Annotated in this window: 12 protein-coding genes; 6 read left to right on the top strand and 6 right to left on the bottom strand. The window is 59.5% G+C overall.

The window, feature by feature from the left end; all coding sequences use genetic code 11:
* Positions 1 to 212 precede the first annotated feature (212 nt).
* Both dnaG and F3H58_RS02000 read right to left on the bottom strand, forming a co-directional pair.
* Positions 213 to 2198 carry a DNA primase gene (dnaG, locus tag F3H58_RS01995; protein WP_149741035.1) on the bottom strand — a complete coding sequence of 662 codons (1986 nt, stop codon included), beginning with the start codon at positions 2196 to 2198 and terminating at the stop codon, positions 213 to 215.
* A 379-nt stretch (positions 2199 to 2577) separates the two neighbouring features.
* Positions 2578 to 3030: a GatB/YqeY domain-containing protein gene (locus F3H58_RS02000; protein WP_003522833.1), complete on the bottom strand. Its 453-nt coding sequence runs from the start codon at positions 3028 to 3030 to the stop codon at positions 2578 to 2580.
* A gap of 335 nt (positions 3031 to 3365) precedes the next feature.
* Here F3H58_RS02000 and carA point away from each other — a divergent pair, with 335 nt between their 5' ends.
* Positions 3366 to 4571, top strand: coding sequence for a glutamine-hydrolyzing carbamoyl-phosphate synthase small subunit (gene carA, locus F3H58_RS02005; protein WP_149741036.1), 1206 nt, complete (start codon positions 3366 to 3368; stop codon positions 4569 to 4571).
* 38 nt (positions 4572 to 4609) lie between these two features.
* On the opposite strand, the gene F3H58_RS02010 is transcribed toward carA, so the two are convergent.
* Positions 4610 to 6007, bottom strand: coding sequence for an MATE family efflux transporter (locus F3H58_RS02010; protein ID WP_149741037.1), 1398 nt, complete (start codon positions 6005 to 6007; stop codon positions 4610 to 4612).
* A gap of 330 nt (positions 6008 to 6337) precedes the next feature.
* On the opposite strand from F3H58_RS02010, the gene mcpU reads away from it, so the two are divergent.
* Together mcpU and F3H58_RS02025 are read left to right on the top strand one after the other, a co-directional pair.
* Positions 6338 to 8428 carry a methyl-accepting chemotaxis protein McpU gene (gene mcpU / locus F3H58_RS02020; RefSeq protein ID WP_149741039.1) on the top strand — a complete coding sequence of 697 codons (2091 nt, stop codon included), beginning with the start codon at positions 6338 to 6340 and terminating at the stop codon, positions 8426 to 8428.
* A 301-nt stretch (positions 8429 to 8729) separates the two neighbouring features.
* Positions 8730 to 9209: a DUF2938 domain-containing protein gene (locus tag F3H58_RS02025; RefSeq protein ID WP_149741040.1), complete on the top strand. Its 480-nt coding sequence runs from the start codon at positions 8730 to 8732 to the stop codon at positions 9207 to 9209.
* Positions 9210 to 9249: 40 nt separating this feature from the next.
* Here F3H58_RS02025 and ypfJ read toward each other — a convergent pair whose 3' ends face one another.
* Complete coding sequence (ypfJ, locus tag F3H58_RS02030) at positions 9250 to 10167, bottom strand: KPN_02809 family neutral zinc metallopeptidase (protein ID WP_142845468.1); 918 nt, start codon at positions 10165 to 10167, stop codon at positions 9250 to 9252.
* 97 nt (positions 10168 to 10264) lie between these two features.
* Positions 10265 to 10753 carry a DUF2306 domain-containing protein gene (locus F3H58_RS02035; protein WP_149741041.1) on the bottom strand — a complete coding sequence of 163 codons (489 nt, stop codon included), beginning with the start codon at positions 10751 to 10753 and terminating at the stop codon, positions 10265 to 10267.
* Positions 10754 to 10800: 47 nt separating this feature from the next.
* Between F3H58_RS02035 and F3H58_RS02040 the strand changes: the two genes are divergently transcribed.
* The 3 genes from F3H58_RS02040 to F3H58_RS02050 all read left to right on the top strand — a co-directional run bounded on the left by F3H58_RS02040 (position 10801) and on the right by F3H58_RS02050 (position 15799).
* Entirely contained in the window at positions 10801 to 11667 is an 867-nt protein-coding gene (locus F3H58_RS02040) for a LytTR family DNA-binding domain-containing protein (protein WP_188128735.1), read from the top strand.
* Between the two features lie 157 nt (positions 11668 to 11824).
* A complete protein-coding gene (carB, locus tag F3H58_RS02045; protein WP_003522842.1) occupies positions 11825 to 15313 on the top strand; it encodes a carbamoyl-phosphate synthase large subunit in 3489 nt (1162 codons plus the stop codon).
* A gap of 297 nt (positions 15314 to 15610) precedes the next feature.
* The gene (locus F3H58_RS02050) at positions 15611 to 15799 is read left to right on the top strand and encodes a type II toxin-antitoxin system antitoxin (protein ID WP_149741042.1); all 189 of its coding nucleotides are present in this window, start codon (positions 15611 to 15613) and stop codon (positions 15797 to 15799) included.
* Positions 15800 to 15878: 79 nt separating this feature from the next.
* On the opposite strand, the gene F3H58_RS02055 is transcribed toward F3H58_RS02050, so the two are convergent.
* Positions 15879 to 17018, bottom strand: coding sequence for a GGDEF domain-containing protein (locus F3H58_RS02055; RefSeq protein WP_149741043.1), 1140 nt, complete (start codon positions 17016 to 17018; stop codon positions 15879 to 15881).
* Between the last annotated feature and the right edge of the window lie 115 nt (positions 17019 to 17133).

Below are 17133 nucleotides of genomic sequence, written 5' to 3' on the forward strand. Positions count from 1 at the left end.
TGCAATTTCTATCCGCCAAGGCTCATTCCACCTTACTTTTCCTGAAATGGTGATTCCCGCTATTTCCCGCCCCGTCAAGCCTTTGAGGGCGAGACAACCAAGGAAATTCTTAAAAAGAGCCGCATTTTGCGGGTTATCACCAGACTATCCCCTATTTAGGACGCCTGCCGCAAAAGGCAACCCCAAACACCTTTCAATTCTGCCGACCGCCCTCAGCCATGGCCGACGGCCGGCCCCTTCACCCGGCCGGACATGACCCCGAAACCATCGATGATCGCCTCCTGATTTTCCATACGGCCGATTTCCAGCTGCACTTCGGCCAGCGCCCGCACCAGCAATGTACCGCGTTCGTCATCCGTCGCCTCGGCGATTTCCCGCTCCAGTTCCTTTTTCTGCCAGAGCAGGGATTTCGTCCTCTTATGAAGCGAAAGCGCCTGCACATAACCTTCACGCGCATCCTCCATCGCCGCCTGCTCCGTCGCCGTCCACAGGCGGGCATTGCGCACCTGCTGGTCCATGGCCTTCAAAAGCACCTCGAAGCCCTGCTGTGACAGGCGCTCGATCAGCCCTGCCCGCGAAATATCCGCCGCACTTTCCGCCGCATAGGTCAGCACCGTCGACCACAGGCGCTGCAAATCGCGGTTTTCGTAGTCGATAGCGGCGATCTCGTCATATTCCTCGAGCAGCAATTCGGGATGGTTGACGATGGTAATGGCAAGAACGCTTTCCCGGAGCGAAGGCTTGGTCTGATAGCCCCTGACGAGACCGGATTGCGCCAGCCGGTCGGAAATGCTGCTGGCCGGCGCGGCCATCGCCCCGCCCCGCCCCGGCGCATTGCGCTGGAAGCCGCGTCCCGCCGGCTGCGCGCCGTTGCGGCGAAAATTGCCGTTCTGAGCCCCACCCTGCTGAAAACGCGGCTGGAAAAAGCCATTCAGCCTGTCGCGCATATCCTGCTGGTAAAAACGGCGCACTGTCTCGTCGCCGATAACGGCCACGATCTGCCGCAACCGGCTTTCAAGCTGCGCGCGTTTTTCCGGTGTATCGAAAGTGACGCCGGAGGTCTCGCGGCTCCAGATCATCGCGGCCAGCGGCTTGGCTTCAGACAGCACCCGGTCGAAAGGCGCGCGTCCCTCAAGCCGCACGAGATCGTCCGGATCCTTGCCATCGGGCAGAAGCGCGAAGCTGACGGAACGATCCGGCTTGATATGCGGCAGGGCAAGATCGGCCGCACGGTTGGCGGCGCGAATGCCGGCGCCATCGCCATCGAAGCAGAGGATCGGCTGCGGCGACATTTTCCAGAGGAGATCGAGCTGGCTTTCGGTCAACGCCGTGCCGAGCGGAGCGACGGCATTTTCCACACCCGCCTGATAGAGCGCGATGACATCCATATAACCTTCGACGGCGATGACCGAACCGCCGGCCACCTGCGAGGCGCGCCGGGCGCGAGCGAAATTGTAGAGAACGTTGCCCTTGTGAAAGAGCTCTGTTTCGTTGGAGTTCAGATATTTCGCCACCGCATCCGCGGCCATGGCGCGGCCGCCGAAAGCGATCACTTTTTCCCGCGAAGACAGGATCGGGAACATGATGCGGTCGCGGAAGCGGTCGTAGGAGACTGGCACATTCTCATGCACAACCAGCCCGCAGGCCTCCATCTGCTCCTTCGTCACACCCTTGCTCGCCAGATGCTCTTTCAGCGCATTGCGGCTATCGGGCGCATAACCCAACCGGAAAGTCTCGATGGTGCGCCCGGTCAACCCGCGATCGCGCAGGTAAGCCCTCGCTCGCGCGCCCAGCGCGGTCTGCAACTGGTCCTGAAAGAACAGCGTCGCCATTTCCATGACGTCCTGAAGCGAGGTGCGCTCGCGCTCGCGCTTTTCCGCCTGCGGATCGGGCTGCGGCATGGAAATGCCGGCCATATCGGCGATCTGCTGTACGGCTTCCGGGAAACTTAAGCCCTCAAGCTCGGTCAGAAAGCGGAAATGATCGCCGGAAACGCCGCAACCAAAGCAATGATACCGCCCCTTGCGGTCCTCACAGTGAAAGCTAGGGCTTTTTTCGCCATGGAACGGGCAGCAGGCCCAATAATCCCCCCGCGGCGCATTGGTCTTCTTCTTGTCCCAGGACACACGTCTGCCGATCACATCGGAGATGTTCACGCGGTCGCGTATCTCATCAAGGAAAGAGTTGGAAAAGCGCATGGGTTACCTATTCGAGGCCAGTCTTTCATATAAGCGCGGAAAGAGGCCAGCACAAAACTTAAAGAACAGGAATACCCGATATTCACAGGCCACGACGGCGAAATCACATCGCCATTGCGCTCGCTTCGGGCAAATTTATGGCACCGCAGCATCACCGAAAATTATGTTTTTGTAATTTGAGCCGGCTGCAGCGGCGATGTAAAAACATCAGCGAAGGCAGCAATTGACCTCCGTATAATCTGCCGACGCCCGCAGGCACGTCCCCCGAAAAAGCCTGTGAAGGATCGCATTTTGATCCGCCGGAATGCGTTTTCGTCGACAGAAAAAAGGCAGGGCAGCCCACATCTGCCCTGCCTTTACTTTTTAAGGATGCCCGAACTTACTTCAGCAAATCCTTGACGACGCCGGAAGCCTTGGCGAAGTCGATCTGACCGGGATAACGCTCCTTCAGCGCATTCATGCACTTGCCCATGTCGCGCAGGCCGGACGCGCCGGTCTCGGTGATGACGGCCTGGCAGAGTTCGCGCACCTTCTCGGCCGGGATTTCTTCCGGCATGAATTCCTTGATGATGACGATTTCCTCGCGCTCCTGAGCGGCAAGCTCGGGGCGGCCGGCGCCTTCATAGATATTGGCGGACTCTTCCCGCTGCTTCACCATCTTGGTCAGGATCTGCATGATGTCCTCATCGCTGACGGGGTCTTTGCCCACGCCGCGATTGGCGATATCGCGATCCTTGATGGCGGTTTGGATGAGGCGCACGGTCGAGGTGCGGCGTGCATCACGAGCCTTCAATGCGTCCTTCAAAGCGTTTGCGAACGTGTCGCGCATCATTTTTCTTCTCCTTGGGAAAGCGCTTTCCGTAGCTTCTCGATACGGAAACTTTCCACCTCATTTTGCGAAACGACATAAACGAGCAGACACGCTCAAGCAAATCAAATGCATAAGACCTTGAAAATACGGTGGTTTAATTCCACGTAAATCTTGGCCCTGCGGTTGACCGCTTGGGCTGCTTTCGTTATTTTCCGGCACCTGCACGAGATTTTAACGAAGGGTCGGAACGCGAGCTTTATCGCGCGCCCCTTTATGTCACGAAGCCTGCGACAAAAATGGCCCCTTACCCCCTGCCTTTCAAGAGGCGGGGTGCGAAGCGGCAGAAACGGAACGAGATGACCGAGACAGCGCCCTGGACTACCCGCAAACCGACCGCAATGCTTGTTCTTGCCGATGGCACGGTGATTGAAGGAACGGGCATCGGCGCAACCGGCAAGGTTCAGGCCGAAGTCTGCTTCAACACGGCGCTGACGGGTTATGAGGAAATCCTGACCGATCCTTCCTATCTCGGCCAGATCGTCACCTTCACCTTCCCGCATATCGGCAATGTCGGCACCAATGAGGAAGACATCGAAGACCTGACCCCCGCCGCCCGTCGCGGCGCCGTCGGTGTCATCTTCAAGGCCGATATCACCGAGCCGTCGAACTTCCGTGCCGTCAAGCATCTGGATGCCTGGCTGAAGGCCCGCGGCGTCATCGGCCTCTGCGGCATCGATACGCGCGCCTTGACGGCATGGATCCGCGAAAACGGTGCACCGAACGCGGTCATCGCCCATGATCCGAACGGCGTCTTCGATATCGAAGCGCTGAAGGCGGAAGCCAAGGCGTGGAGCGGTCTCGTCGGCCTCGATCTCGCCATCGAAGCGACTTCCGGCCAGTCCTCCACCTGGACGGAAACGCCGTGGGTATGGAACAAGGGCTATGGCGCGCTCGGCGAAGCCGATGCCAAGTACCACGTCGTCTGCGTCGATTTCGGCGTCAAGCGCAACATCCTGCGCCTGTTTGCCGGTCTCGACTGCAAGGTGACGGTGGTTCCGGCCCAGACTTCTGCTGAAGACATTCTGGCGCTGAAGCCGGATGGCGTGTTCCTGTCCAACGGTCCGGGAGACCCGGCCGCGACGGGCGAATACGCCGTGCCGGTCATCCAGAACCTCATCAAGAGCGAGCTGCCGATCTTCGGCATCTGCCTCGGCCACCAGATGCTCGGTCTCGCCGTCGGCGCAAAGACCGAAAAGATGCACCAGGGCCACCACGGCGCCAACCATCCGGTCAAGGACTTCACCACCGGAAAGGTTGAAATCGTCTCCATGAACCATGGCTTTGCGGTCGACACCAAGTCGCTGCCCGAGGGCGTCGAAGAGACCCATATCTCGCTGTTCGACGGCACCAATTGCGGCCTGCGCATCACCGGCAAGCCGGTCTTCTCCGTCCAGCACCACCCGGAAGCATCGCCCGGCCCACAGGACAGCCACTATCTCTTCCGCCGCTTCGTCAACCTGCTGCGTGAAAAGAAGGGTGAGGCAGCGCTCGCCGAGCGCTGATACCTCGTAAAATCCGGAAAGATTATACGGCCCGCTTCTCAGCGGGCCGTTTGCATTTCACGCTTCACAAGCAGCACGAAGCGGATGGTGAGAAGAACGGCGGCTGTCGAAAGACCGATCACAAAGCCGAACCAGACACCGCGCCCGCCGAAACCGAGCGGAAAAGCCATGGTCCAGGCGAGCGCCAGCCCGATCGGCCAATAGGAAATCAGCGCCAGCATCGCCGGAATGCGTGCATCCTTCAACCCGCGCAGCAGGCCCGCCGTCACGGCCTGAATGCCGTCCACCAGCTGGAAGATGCCGGCAATCACCACGAGGCTGCTGGCATAAGCGAGCACCTCGGCGGCCTCAGGCAATTTCGGATCGAGGAACCACTTCGCCAGAAATTCCGGCACCGCCGCAAACAAGATGCCGCCACAAATGGCGATGCCGCAGGCGATGGCGTAAATCATGATGGAAGCACGGATGAGATTCCTGAAATCCCCCTGCCCCCGCGCCACGCCCACACGCACCGTCGCCGCCTGGGAAAGACCAAGCGGAATCATGAAGGCGATGGAGGCGAGCTGGAGGGCAATGCCATGCGCCGCAAGCTGCACCGTGCCGATCTGCCCCATCAGGATCGAAGCGGCCGCAAACAGGGTCACCTCGGCAAGAATGGTGATGCTGATCGGCAGGCCAAGACGCAGCACTTCGAAAAGCGCGTGCCAATCAGGCCGCCAGAAACGCACGAACAGCTCGTATTTCCTGGTTTCCTCCCGCGTCTGCACATAGGCGACGATGAAGATGAAGCTGAAGGCATTGACGATGACGGCAACGACGGCCGCACCATTCATGCCCATGGTGGGCAATCCGAAATGGCCGAATACCAGCGCATAGGCCAGCACACCATTCATCACCAGCATGATGATGGTAACATAAAGAATGATGCCCGCCCGCCCGATGGCGCTCACAAGCCCGCGCAGCACGTAAAATAGCAGCGCCGGCAAAAGGCCGAATTTCGCGATGGCGAGATAATGGCCGGTCAGCGCCGCCACATTGGGGTTCTGCCCAAGAGAAATGAGAATGCGCTCGGCATTGAAGAAAATCGGCAATGCAAGCAGCCAATAGGCGATTGCCACCCACATGCCCATGCGCAGCGAGCGGCGCGCGGATGTCGCATCACCCTGCCCGTAAGCCTGCGCCACCATCGGCACGACAGCGACGGAAAAGCCGGAGCCGAAAATAAAGACGACGAAAAAGAACTGCCCGGCCAGCACCATGGCCGCCAGCTTTTCAGCGCCAAGCTGGCCGACGATGACCATATCAGTGGTATGGATGCCAAGCTGCGCGAGCTGTGCACCGATAAGCGGAATTCCCAGCACAAGCGTAGCCTTGAAATGCGAAAACCACGACCCCGATCCGGAAGGAACGGTTCCTGCAACAACCGACGAAGACATTGTAATTCACCTGAACTTTGGCCATTGCCCGCGAATTGCGCAACGGCAGCACGGTGATGAATAAAATATTCCCCTCCTGCACGCAACCTTTGCAGATCGATGATCAAAATTTACGCAAAACGGCAATCTGGCGCACCCATCGGCGAACCTCGATGACAAAAGACAAATTTAGCCGAATTTTACCATTTCAATTTACTTATTAGAATATTGCGTAGTTCTTCTAAACCAAAAGCTGCATGACGCAGAATATTCCCGCCTTTAAGGCATGTCTCTCTCCACCATTCCCCTAGATGAGCCGAACGGATTCACCCGGTTTCAAGGACGTGTAGCTTGCCTAAAAAAACCAATCTCATGACGCGCATTCTCGTTGCTGCGTCATCACTTGTCGTCGCCGCCTTTGCCGGCTTCTCTTTTTACATCGACAGCCTTCAGCATCGCGTCACGACGGAAGCAGTGGCGGAAAATATCGATTCATCCGGCAAACAGGCGGCGCAAAGCATCGCCAACTGGCTGAATGGCCGCATCATGCTGACCGAAACGGTGGCAAAGACGCTGGCCAAGCTTCCGGATAACGAAGCAAAGCTGCATTTTCTGGAAAACGACGTGCTGACGGCACAGTTCATGTCGACCTATTTCGGCAATGCCGACACCGGCAGTTTCACCACCTTCCCAAAAACGCCGCTGCCTGAAGGTTACGATCCGCGCAAGCGCCCGTGGTATCTGGATGCGGTGAAAGCCGGCAAGACGGTTCTGACCGAACCCTACAATGATGCATCGACCGGCGGCCTCATCATCACCGCCGCCATTCCCGTTTCCATCGATGGAAAGCTTGCTGGCGTGACAGGCAGTGACTTCTCGCTGGACTCGCTAGTGAAGATGATCAAGTCGGTGGATGCCGGCGCGGATGGATATGCTTTCCTCGTCAGCAAGGATGGAAAGATCCTCATCCATCCCGACCCTAAATTCGTCGACAAGCCGATGGCCGACCTGTTCAAGGTCAATACGCCAGCGATTTCCTCCGCTATCTCCCAGACCGAGATCGACGGCAAGGGCAAGATCACCAGCTTCATTCCGGTCGCCGGCCTGCCCTCGGTCGACTGGTATCTCGGCTTTGTCGTCGATGCCGATGTTGCCTACAGCGCAATCGGCCAGTTCCGGCTGGCGGCAACCATCGCTACGATCCTCGCAGCCGTCATCATGATCGCCCTGCTTGCGACCGTCCTTTCCCGCTTCATCGTCCGCCCCGTCACGCAGATGACGTCTGCCATGGAAGGCCTTGCTGCCGGCAATCTCGATGTCTCCATTCCCGGTCAGGAGCGCACCGACCAGATCGGCTCTATGGCCGCAGCCGTTGCCGTGTTCCGCTCGAACGCCATGGAACGCCTGCGCCTTGAAGGCGACGCCGAACAGAACCGTACGCTCTCCGAACAGGAGCGCAACGAGCGTGAAAGAACGGCAGCAAAAGACGCGGCGGATATCCAGTTCGCAGTCGATTCTCTTGCCAGGGGGCTGGCGCATCTTTCGGACGGCGATCTCAATTATCGCATCGACACGCCTTTCGTGGCCCGTATCGACCGCCTGCGCAGCGATTTCAACAATTCGGTCGCCAAGCTGAACGCAGCCCTCAGCACCGTCGGCCAGAACGCCCTCGCAATCGATGCGGGTGCCGGTGAAATCCGCCAGTCGGCCGATGATCTGGCGCGACGCACCGAACAGCAGGCGGCCTCCGTGGAAGAGACCGCGGCGGCGCTTGAGGAAATCACCACCACCGTCAAGGATTCCGCCCGCCGTGCGGAAGAAGTCGGCCGTCTGGTCGACCGCGCCCGCAACAATGCCGAACAGTCCGGCGTCATCGTCGAAGATGCGGTTCGCGCCATGGAAGGCATCGAAAAATCATCGTCCGAGATCAGCAACATCATCGGCGTGATCGACGAAATCGCCTTCCAGACCAACCTGCTCGCTCTGAATGCCGGTGTTGAAGCCGCCCGCGCCGGTGAGGCCGGCAAGGGCTTTGCCGTCGTCGCCCAGGAAGTGCGCGAGCTTGCCCAGCGCTCCGCCAATGCGGCAAAGGAGATCAAGACGCTGATCAACGCCTCGACGTCGCAGGTGCAGTCCGGCGTCGAACTTGTCGGCAATGCCGGCAAGGCGCTGGAAACCATCGTCCGCGAAGTGCAGGAGATCAACCGCCATATCGACGCCATCGTGACGTCGTCGCGCGAACAGTCGACCGGGCTTCAGGAAATCAACACCGCCATCAATACCATCGATCAAGGCACGCAGCAGAATGCCGCCATGGTCGAGGAACAGACGGCAGCAAGCCATGGCCTCGCCTCGGAAGCGGCGGCGCTCAACGAGTTGCTGGCGCAGTTCCAGCTCGCCACGGCCAGCCGGCGGCAGGCGGAATATGGGCGGGCCGCTTGACGGGGAAAAGACCATGGCCAGCGCTATCGTCACCAGATCGCTGCCAGCCGCTACCTACTCTCGACGTCATCCTCGGGCTTGTCCCGAGGATCCAACCACGTCGCGTTAAATCCGATCGGTTGCAGATGCTCGGGACAAGCCCGAGCATGACGGAAGCGAGGTCTTGCGCCTTTCTCACCACTCTGATGGCCGGAGCGATCCGGCCATTCTCATGTCCATTCGCAGGAATCGAAAAAAGCCTGTTCCCGCCACCGTCCCGATCCGCTAGAGCTTGATCGATCATGATCATGCGGAGAGATTCATGCTGGAACTGATTGGGCGCGGCATTGCCATGGGTATTGGCGGCACCGTGTTTATGGATATATGGGCAATCGTGCTGCACCGGTTCTTCGGCCAGTCCGCCCCGAACTGGGCGCCGGTCGGCCGCTGGTTCTGGCATGTGCCGAAGGGCCGGCTATTTCACGACAGCATCGCCACGGCTGAACCCTATGAACATGAACTGGCGCTCGGCTGGATTTCACATTACGCCGTCGGCATTCTTTATGGCATCGTTCTCGCGCTGGTAGTCCCGGCCGCGTGGTTTGCCAATCCTTCGTTCATTGAGCCGTGGATCGTCGGCATCGTCACGGTTGGCGCGGGCTGGTTCCTGTTGCAGCCGGGGCTCGGCATTGGCTGGGCGGCGTCGAAGACCCCCAACCCGAACAAGGTCCGCTTTCTCAACCTCGTGGCCCACACGGTTTTCGCGCTCGGCATGTATGCCGTGGCGCTTTTGATGCGCTAAATGAAAAGGGGGCTGAAAAGCCCCCTCTCCTGTCCGGTTCTCAGATATTCGCCGAGAACGTATCGCAATCTTCGACACGGCCGCTCTGGAAACCGCGCTTGAACCATTCCGCGCGCTGTGCCGAGGTGCCGTGGTTGAAACTGTCAGGCACCACATAGCCCTGGGTCTGCTTCTGCAGCGTATCGTCGCCGATCTGGTGGGCCGCGTTCAGCGCTTCCTCGAGGTCGCCGGTTTCGAGAATGCCCTTCTGCTCGGTGAATTTGCCCCAGATGCCGGCATAACAATCCGCCTGAAGCTCGACGCGCACCGACATCTTGTTGGCGTCCACCTGGCTCATCGACTGACGGCGGCGGTTGAACTCCGGCAGAACGCCGGTCAGGTTCTGGATGTGGTGGCCCACCTCATGCGCAATCACGTAAGCCTGCGCGAAATCGCCGGCCGCGCCGAAACGCTGGTCCAGTTCCTTGAAGAAGCTGGTATCGAGATAGACCTTACGGTCGCCCGGGCAATAGAACGGACCGCTGGCAGCGGAAGCATAACCACAGGCGGAAGACACCTGTCCGGAGAACAGAACCAGCGTCGGCTTCTGATAGGTCTCGCCGGCCGACTGGAAAATGCCGCTCCACGTATCTTCCGTCTCGGCAAGGACGGTGCGGACGAAGGCGGTCGTCTCGTCGGACGATTGTCCCTGTGGTCGCGTGCCGGACTGCTGGGTCCCCGATTGCGTCGTACCGCCGCCATCCATCGACAGATCGCCGCCGGTCAGCAGCGTCAGCGGGTTGATGCCGAGCACCCAGCTGATCAACAGAATGACCAGAAGGCCACCAATGCCGATGCCGCCGCCGCGACGTCCTATCGGCACCCGCATACCGCCGCGGGAAAAAGGATCACCCGATCCCGCCGACATCCCGCGCCGGTCCTCGATATTGTCCGACTGGCGACGCCCTCTCCATTCCATGCTCTTCTCCCGGCGGTTCCGCCTCAACAAGCTGCCTTATAACGGCACTATAATACATCTTGTTCCGGAAGAAAGCAGAGGCGACCAAAGGAACCTTTCAGACGGTTCGGCGTCGCTGTTTCAATACCGTCAGAAACAGGAGGACGAACACCAGTGCGCCGGCGGAAAGGGCCACAAAACCGGCTTTTCCATCACCAAAAGCAACCTCATGCATGATGCGGCCGGGAACGAAGGTGAAGCCTCCGGCAATCACGATGCCGCCGAGATAAACGCTCTGCATGATCTGCATATGGCGTCTGATATCGCCGCGGCGGGCGAAATAGATCGATTGCAGACACCCGTAGATGGTGAAGACGGAAAGAAGATGGATCGGGCTGAAGCCATAAAACACCTTCAATTCATGGATGAAGAAGGTGGAGGCCGCAGTCGCGACCATCAGCACCACCCAGATCTTGCCGAGCAGCCGGTGGATGGCGGTGCCCTTTGGGCGCAGGAAAATGAAGGCCCCAAGAAGGGCTGCGGGCACGACGGTGGCGACATGGAACTGCACGGCAAGCGGTGCATCTAACAAAGGCTGAAATGACATGGGAGCTGTTTCGGTTCGGTTGAAATCGAAGCCAATTTCGGCAAAACATGCGGAGAAGAAAAACGGATTGGCGCCATCAGCAGGAAAACTTCGTGGATCACCCGTCTCTGCAATTCACGCTTCGTGAAATGCACGCCATGCTGCAATCGCGCAGGCTATGGCTGACATTTCTTGCCGTGCTGGCGATCTTCATCTTGACCGGGCCTTTCGGGACCAGCGAAACCATGAGCTTCGCCGACCGGCTGCTTTACTGGACAATCGTTCAGGCGGGCGCCTGGATGCTCGCCATCTCCTTTTCGGTCATCGCCAAGACGATCCTTGCAGGCCACATCGACAACATGCTGACACGCATGATGATCGGCTCGCTGACGGCAGCACTGCCGATCGGGCTACTGCTAGCCATTACCAATCAGATTTTCTACGGCAAGGAGATGGGGTTCGCGCCGGTTCTGAAGAGCAGCCTCTCATCCCTGCCGCTCTGCGCGATCTTCTGCCTGTTGAGTTACCTTACGACCCGCCAGTCCTTCGAAAAGGTGGCGGACGCTGAAACGGACACAAATACAAATGCAGATAGGGACGTGAAAGGCATCATCCCCTTGCTGGAACGATTGCCGCCGCAAAAGCGCGGAGAATTGCTGCGACTATCGGTGCAGGATCATTACACGCAAATCGTCACCACGCGCGGGCAGCAGCTGGTTCTGCTACGTTTTGCCGATGCGCTGAAAGAACTCGGCCAGACGGCGGGTTTACAGGTGCATCGTTCCCACTGGATTGCCGATGCCGACTTTGTTTCCCTGCGCAAACAGGCCGGCCGTCTGCATGTCATGACCAGAGACGGCAGTGAAATCCCCGTCAGCCGCTCTTACAGTGCCGCGGTACAGGCTCGTTTCGCCACGCTTGTCCCTGCCCGTTAAGAGTTTCTGTCGATTCCGGAATTTATGGGGTTCCGTTCTCAAAAACATTTGCCTATAAGCCGCTTCTAGCCTGAAAACATTTGAATTGCGCCCCCCGGCCGGTGATCATCCACCCTGGCCGGTGTTTTGCGCAACCGAAAAGCGGAACGAGAGAGCCATGCCGAAGCGCCAAGATATCAAGTCCATCCTCATCATCGGCGCGGGACCGATCGTCATCGGTCAGGCATGTGAATTCGACTATTCCGGCACCCAGGCCTGCAAGGCGCTGAAGGAAGAGGGTTACCGGGTCATCCTGGTCAACTCCAACCCGGCGACGATCATGACCGATCCGGGCCTTGCCGACGCCACTTACGTCGAGCCGATCACGCCCGAAGTCGTCGCCAAGATCATCGCCAAGGAGCGTCCGGATGCGCTTCTGCCGACCATGGGCGGCCAGACCGCGCTCAACACCGCGCTCTCTCTCAAGCGCATGGGCGTTCTTGACCGTTACAATGTGGAAATGATCGGTGCGAAGCCGGAAGCCATCGACATGGCCGAAGACCGCGCCCTCTTCCGCGAAGCCATGGCCCGCATCGGCCTTGAAACCCCGCGCTCCATGCTGGCAAACGCCACCGAAATCAAGGATGCCGACCGCAAGAAGCACGAGGCAGCGCGCACCGAGCTGAAGGGCAAGCTTTCCGGTCCCGATCTCGACAAGGCGCTGGACGATCTCGAAAACCAGTGGAATCTCGGCGAAACCGACCGCAAGCAGCGCTACATGGCGCATGCCATGGCAATCGCCGCTCAGGCAATCGATCATGTCGGCCTGCCCGCCATCATCCGCCCGTCCTTCACGCTCGGTGGCACGGGCGGCGGCATTGCCTATAACCGCTCGGAATTCTTCGACATCGTCTCGGGCGGTCTCGACGCCTCGCCGACGACGGAAGTTCTGGTCGAAGAATCGGTTCTCGGCTGGAAGGAATATGAGATGGAAGTCGTCCGCGACAAGGCGGACAATTGCATCATCATCTGCTCCATCGAAAACATCGATCCGATGGGCGTCCACACGGGCGACTCCATCACCGTCGCGCCGGCGCTGACCTTGACCGACAAAGAATACCAGATCATGCGCAACGCCTCGATTGCGGTGCTGCGCGAGATCGGCGTGGAAACCGGCGGCTCGAACGTGCAGTTCGCCGTCAACCCGAAGGACGGCCGCCTGGTCGTCATCGAAATGAACCCGCGCGTCTCGCGCTCGTCCGCTCTGGCCTCCAAGGCAACCGGCTTCCCGATCGCCAAGATCGCCGCCAAGCTCGCCATCGGTTATACGCTGGATGAGCTGGAAAACGACATCACCGGCGGCGCGACACCTGCTTCGTTCGAACCTTCCATCGACTACGTCGTCACCAAGATCCCGCGTTTTGCCTTCGAGAAATTCCCCGGCGCTTCGCCGATCCTCACCACCGCCATGAAGTCGGTCGGCGAAGTCATGGCGATTGGCCGCACCTTCGCGGAATCGCTGCAGAAGGCGCTGCGCGGCATGGAAACCGGCCTCACCGGTCTCGATGAAATCGAAATCCCCGGCTATGAGGAAGGCGAAGGTTCCAAGAACGCCATCCGCGCCGCCATCGGCACGCCAACGCCGGACCGCCTGCGCATGGTCGCCCAGGCGCTGCGCATGGGCATGAGCGAAGAGGAAGTCCACGAAAACTCGAAGATCGATCCCTGGTTCATCGCCCAGTTCAAGGCCATCGTCGACATGGAAGCCCGCATCCGCGAGCATGGCCTGCCGCAGGATGCCGAAAACCTGCGCATGCTGAAGGCCATGGGCTTCTCCGACGCCCGCCTCGCCAGCCTGACGTCCAAGCGTCCGAAGGAAGTGGCCGAACTGCGCAACAGCCTGAATGTTCGTCCGGTCTTCAAGCGCATCGACACCTGCGCGGCCGAATTCGCCTCGCCGACCGCTTACATGTATTCGACCTATGAAATTCCCTTCGTCGGCGCAGCCCGCTCGGAAGCGCAGGTTTCCGACCGCAAGAAGGTCGTCATCCTCGGCGGTGGCCCGAACCGTATCGGCCAGGGCATCGAGTTCGATTATTGCTGCTGCCACGCCGCCTTCGCGCTGAAGGATGCCGGTTTCGAGGCAATCATGATCAACTGCAACCCGGAAACCGTTTCCACCGACTACGACACCTCCGACCGCCTCTATTTCGAGCCGCTGACGGCCGAAGACGTGATCGAGATCATGCGTGCCGAACAGGAAAAGGGCGAGCTGGTCGGCGTCATCGTGCAGTTCGGCGGCCAGACCCCGCTGAAGCTCGCGGAAGCGCTGGAAAAGAACGGTATCCCGATCCTCGGCACCGCGCCTGACATGATCGACCTTGCCGAAGACCGCGACCGCTTCCAGAAGCTGCTGATGAAGCTCGATCTGGCCCAGCCGAATAACGGCATCGCCTATTCGGTCGAGCAGGCCCGTCTCGTTGCCTCGGAAATCGGCTTTCCGCTGGTGGTTCGCCCGTCCTACGTTTTGGGTGGCCGCGCCATGCAGATCATCCATTCGGAAGGCCAGCTCCAGACCTATCTGCTCGACACGGTTCCGGGCCTCGTACCCGAGGACATCAAGCAGCGTTACCCGAACGACAAGACCGGCCAGATCAACACCCTGCTCGGCAAGAACCCGCTGCTGTTCGACAGCTACCTGACCAATGCCGTGGAAGTGGACGTCGATGCGCTGTGTGACGGCGAAAGCGTCTTCGTCTCGGGCATCATGGAGCACATTGAAGAAGCGGGCATCCACTCGGGCGACTCGGCCTGCTCGCTGCCGGTCCGTTCGCTGTCGAAGGAAATCGTCGACGAGTTGGAACGCCAGACGACGGCGCTTGCCAAGGCGCTGAATGTCGGCGGCCTGATGAACGTGCAATATGCCATCAAGGACGGCACGATCTACGTTCTCGAAGTCAATCCGCGCGCCTCGCGCACCGTACCTTTCGTCGCCAAGACCATCGGCGCGCCGATCGCCAAGATCGCCGCCCGCGTCATGGCCGGCGAGAAGCTCGATCCCGCGATTGCCGCTTACGGTGAAAAGCCCGATCCGCGCAACCTCAAGCACATTGCCGTCAAGGAAGCCGTCTTCCCCTTCGCCCGCTTCCCCGGCGTCGACATTCTGCTCGGACCGGAAATGCGCTCGACCGGCGAAGTCATCGGCCTCGATACCGATTTCGCGCTGGCCTTCGCCAAGAGCCAGCTCGGCGCGGGCGTCGACCTGCCCCGCTCCGGCGCGGTCTTCGTCTCGGTACGCGATGAGGACAAGGAAGGCGTTCTGCCCGCCATCCGCATTCTCGTGGAAAGCGGTTTCAAGGTGCTGGCCACCGGCGGCACCCAGCGTTTCCTCGCCGAAAAGGGCATCAACGCCGAAAAGATCAACAAGGTGCAGGAAGGCCGTCCGCATATCGAAGACGCCATCCGCAACCGTCAGGTCCAGCTCGTCATCAACACCACCGACAGCAACAAGGCGATTTCTGACTCGAAGTCACTGCGCCGCGCGACGCTGATGCAGAAGGTGCCCTACTACACGACGATGGCCGGCGCGGAAGCGGCAGCGCTTGCCATCAAGGCGCTGAAGGCCGGCAATCTGGAAGTGAAGCCGCTGCAGAGCTACTTCCAGTAAACTGCGGGAACCGCAGGTTCCAACGCTGAATGAAAACAAAACGCCGCGGGTCACCATGCCCGCGGCGTTTTGCATTTCGTAATCCTGCTGCAATTCATTGCCGGTATCAAAACATCAGGTTCGAACGAGGCCCATGATGTCCCTATTGCTCAATGACGGATCGCCCGCAGCCATTCGCCGCGCCGTTGCCAAAGCTCCGGTCAAACGCTCCATGAAGATGCTGAGGTACCCCGCCATAAGGTCCCAGCGATGGGAACGCGCGGCCCCGATAAGCCAAAGCGCCTTGAGGGACTGACCATGGCTGGACGTCCACCGGGACCGGAGCGTGTGGCTTTTCCGCTGCGGATCGAACCCGCAATATTGAACATGATCCGGCACACCCCGAGCGGTGAGTTGCGCAGCGTCAATGCCCAGATCGAGGTTCTTCTGAAAGAGGCCCTGTCCCGTCGCGCCACGGCGGATGAAGCAGACAAGCCGCCCTTTTAGACAGAAGGGCAACAACGACGCTACGCGACACGAAGATGCGGTGCGGCCCTGCGGAAAGATCGACGGCCCGCAGCCTCGCCTATGCCGCCTGCGCCTCCCGAACGCAATTGCGCCCTTCCATTTTCGCGCGGTAAAGTGCGCGGTCCGCCATTTCCGCGAGCGTCTGGAGATCGCAGCGCATCTCGCCAGTGGCGGCAACGCCGATGCTGATGGTGACGCCGACACGCAGACCGCCGCAATCGACCTCGGTTACCGCAATCGCATCGCGAATGCGCTCGCCGATCATGCAGGCCTTGCGAACGCCGGCGCCCGGCAGGTAGATGATGAATTCCTCTCCGCCGTAACGCGCCAGCACGTCCCCACTGCGGATGCTGCCGCCGATGCGCTTCGCCACTTCCTGCAGCACGCTATCGCCGACGGCATGGCCGAAACGGTCGTTGATCGACTTGAAGTGATCGATATCCAGCAACATGGCCGCATCGGCCGGATCGGGCGTCGCAGGCATGGTCTGGAAGAAGAAGCGCCGGTTCTTCACGCCCGTCAGCGGGTCGGTATTCGCAAGAACAAGCAGTTTTCGCTCCGACCGCTCGGCTACGAACATCATCACGAACAGGGCAATGGCGAAGTTCAGCATGATGATGAAGAAAAACGCATTGACCAGATCGATGGTAGCATAATCGGGCAAAAGCACGCTTTTCACCACCGATAGCGAAATGAGACCGGAGATGCCGGTGATGCCACCCAGCGCCAGGCGAGACAGCAGCGGCTCCCTGCGCCATCTGGCCAAAAGCACCGATGCCCCGGCGAGATAGGCAAGCGATGCGCAGCCATTGAAGAGCGCCGCGCGATACGCATTATTGTCCGCCACCTGCTGGGCGACAACCATCGCCAGCACGGAAATGAGGCCGACAATGGATACGGTCCGTCGGTCGACGGAACGCCCATCGCTCAACGCCTTCAAGCCGAGCCAGATCAGCGCGTAACCCACAATACCGAAAGCGACACTGCCGAGCCGCCACAACGCCGGCGACAATATTCCCCATTCGCCATAACCGGCAAGCGTGGAGCCAATCGTCATCGAGGCGAAACCCGCCGCAAGGGGGATGGGACCGCGCAAGCCGCGATTGGTCATTTTCAGATAGAGAAAACTCAAAAGCCCAACGACATAAGAACACTTTTGCATCAGTATGACTGTCGCAAGGTCGAGTTCACTCAACATGATTTGTCCATACGGTAAATAAATTCGGAGAGCTTAATTATAGTATTAAGTATAAAATTTCAATAAAAATAACAGATAAATAATCAGTAAATGATACTACTGCAAGTTATGGCTC

Origin of the sequence: Rhizobium sp. NFACC06-2 (assembly GCF_900101425.1) — a bacterium.
GTDB classification, from domain to species: Bacteria; Pseudomonadota; Alphaproteobacteria; order Rhizobiales; family Rhizobiaceae; genus Agrobacterium; species Agrobacterium leguminum.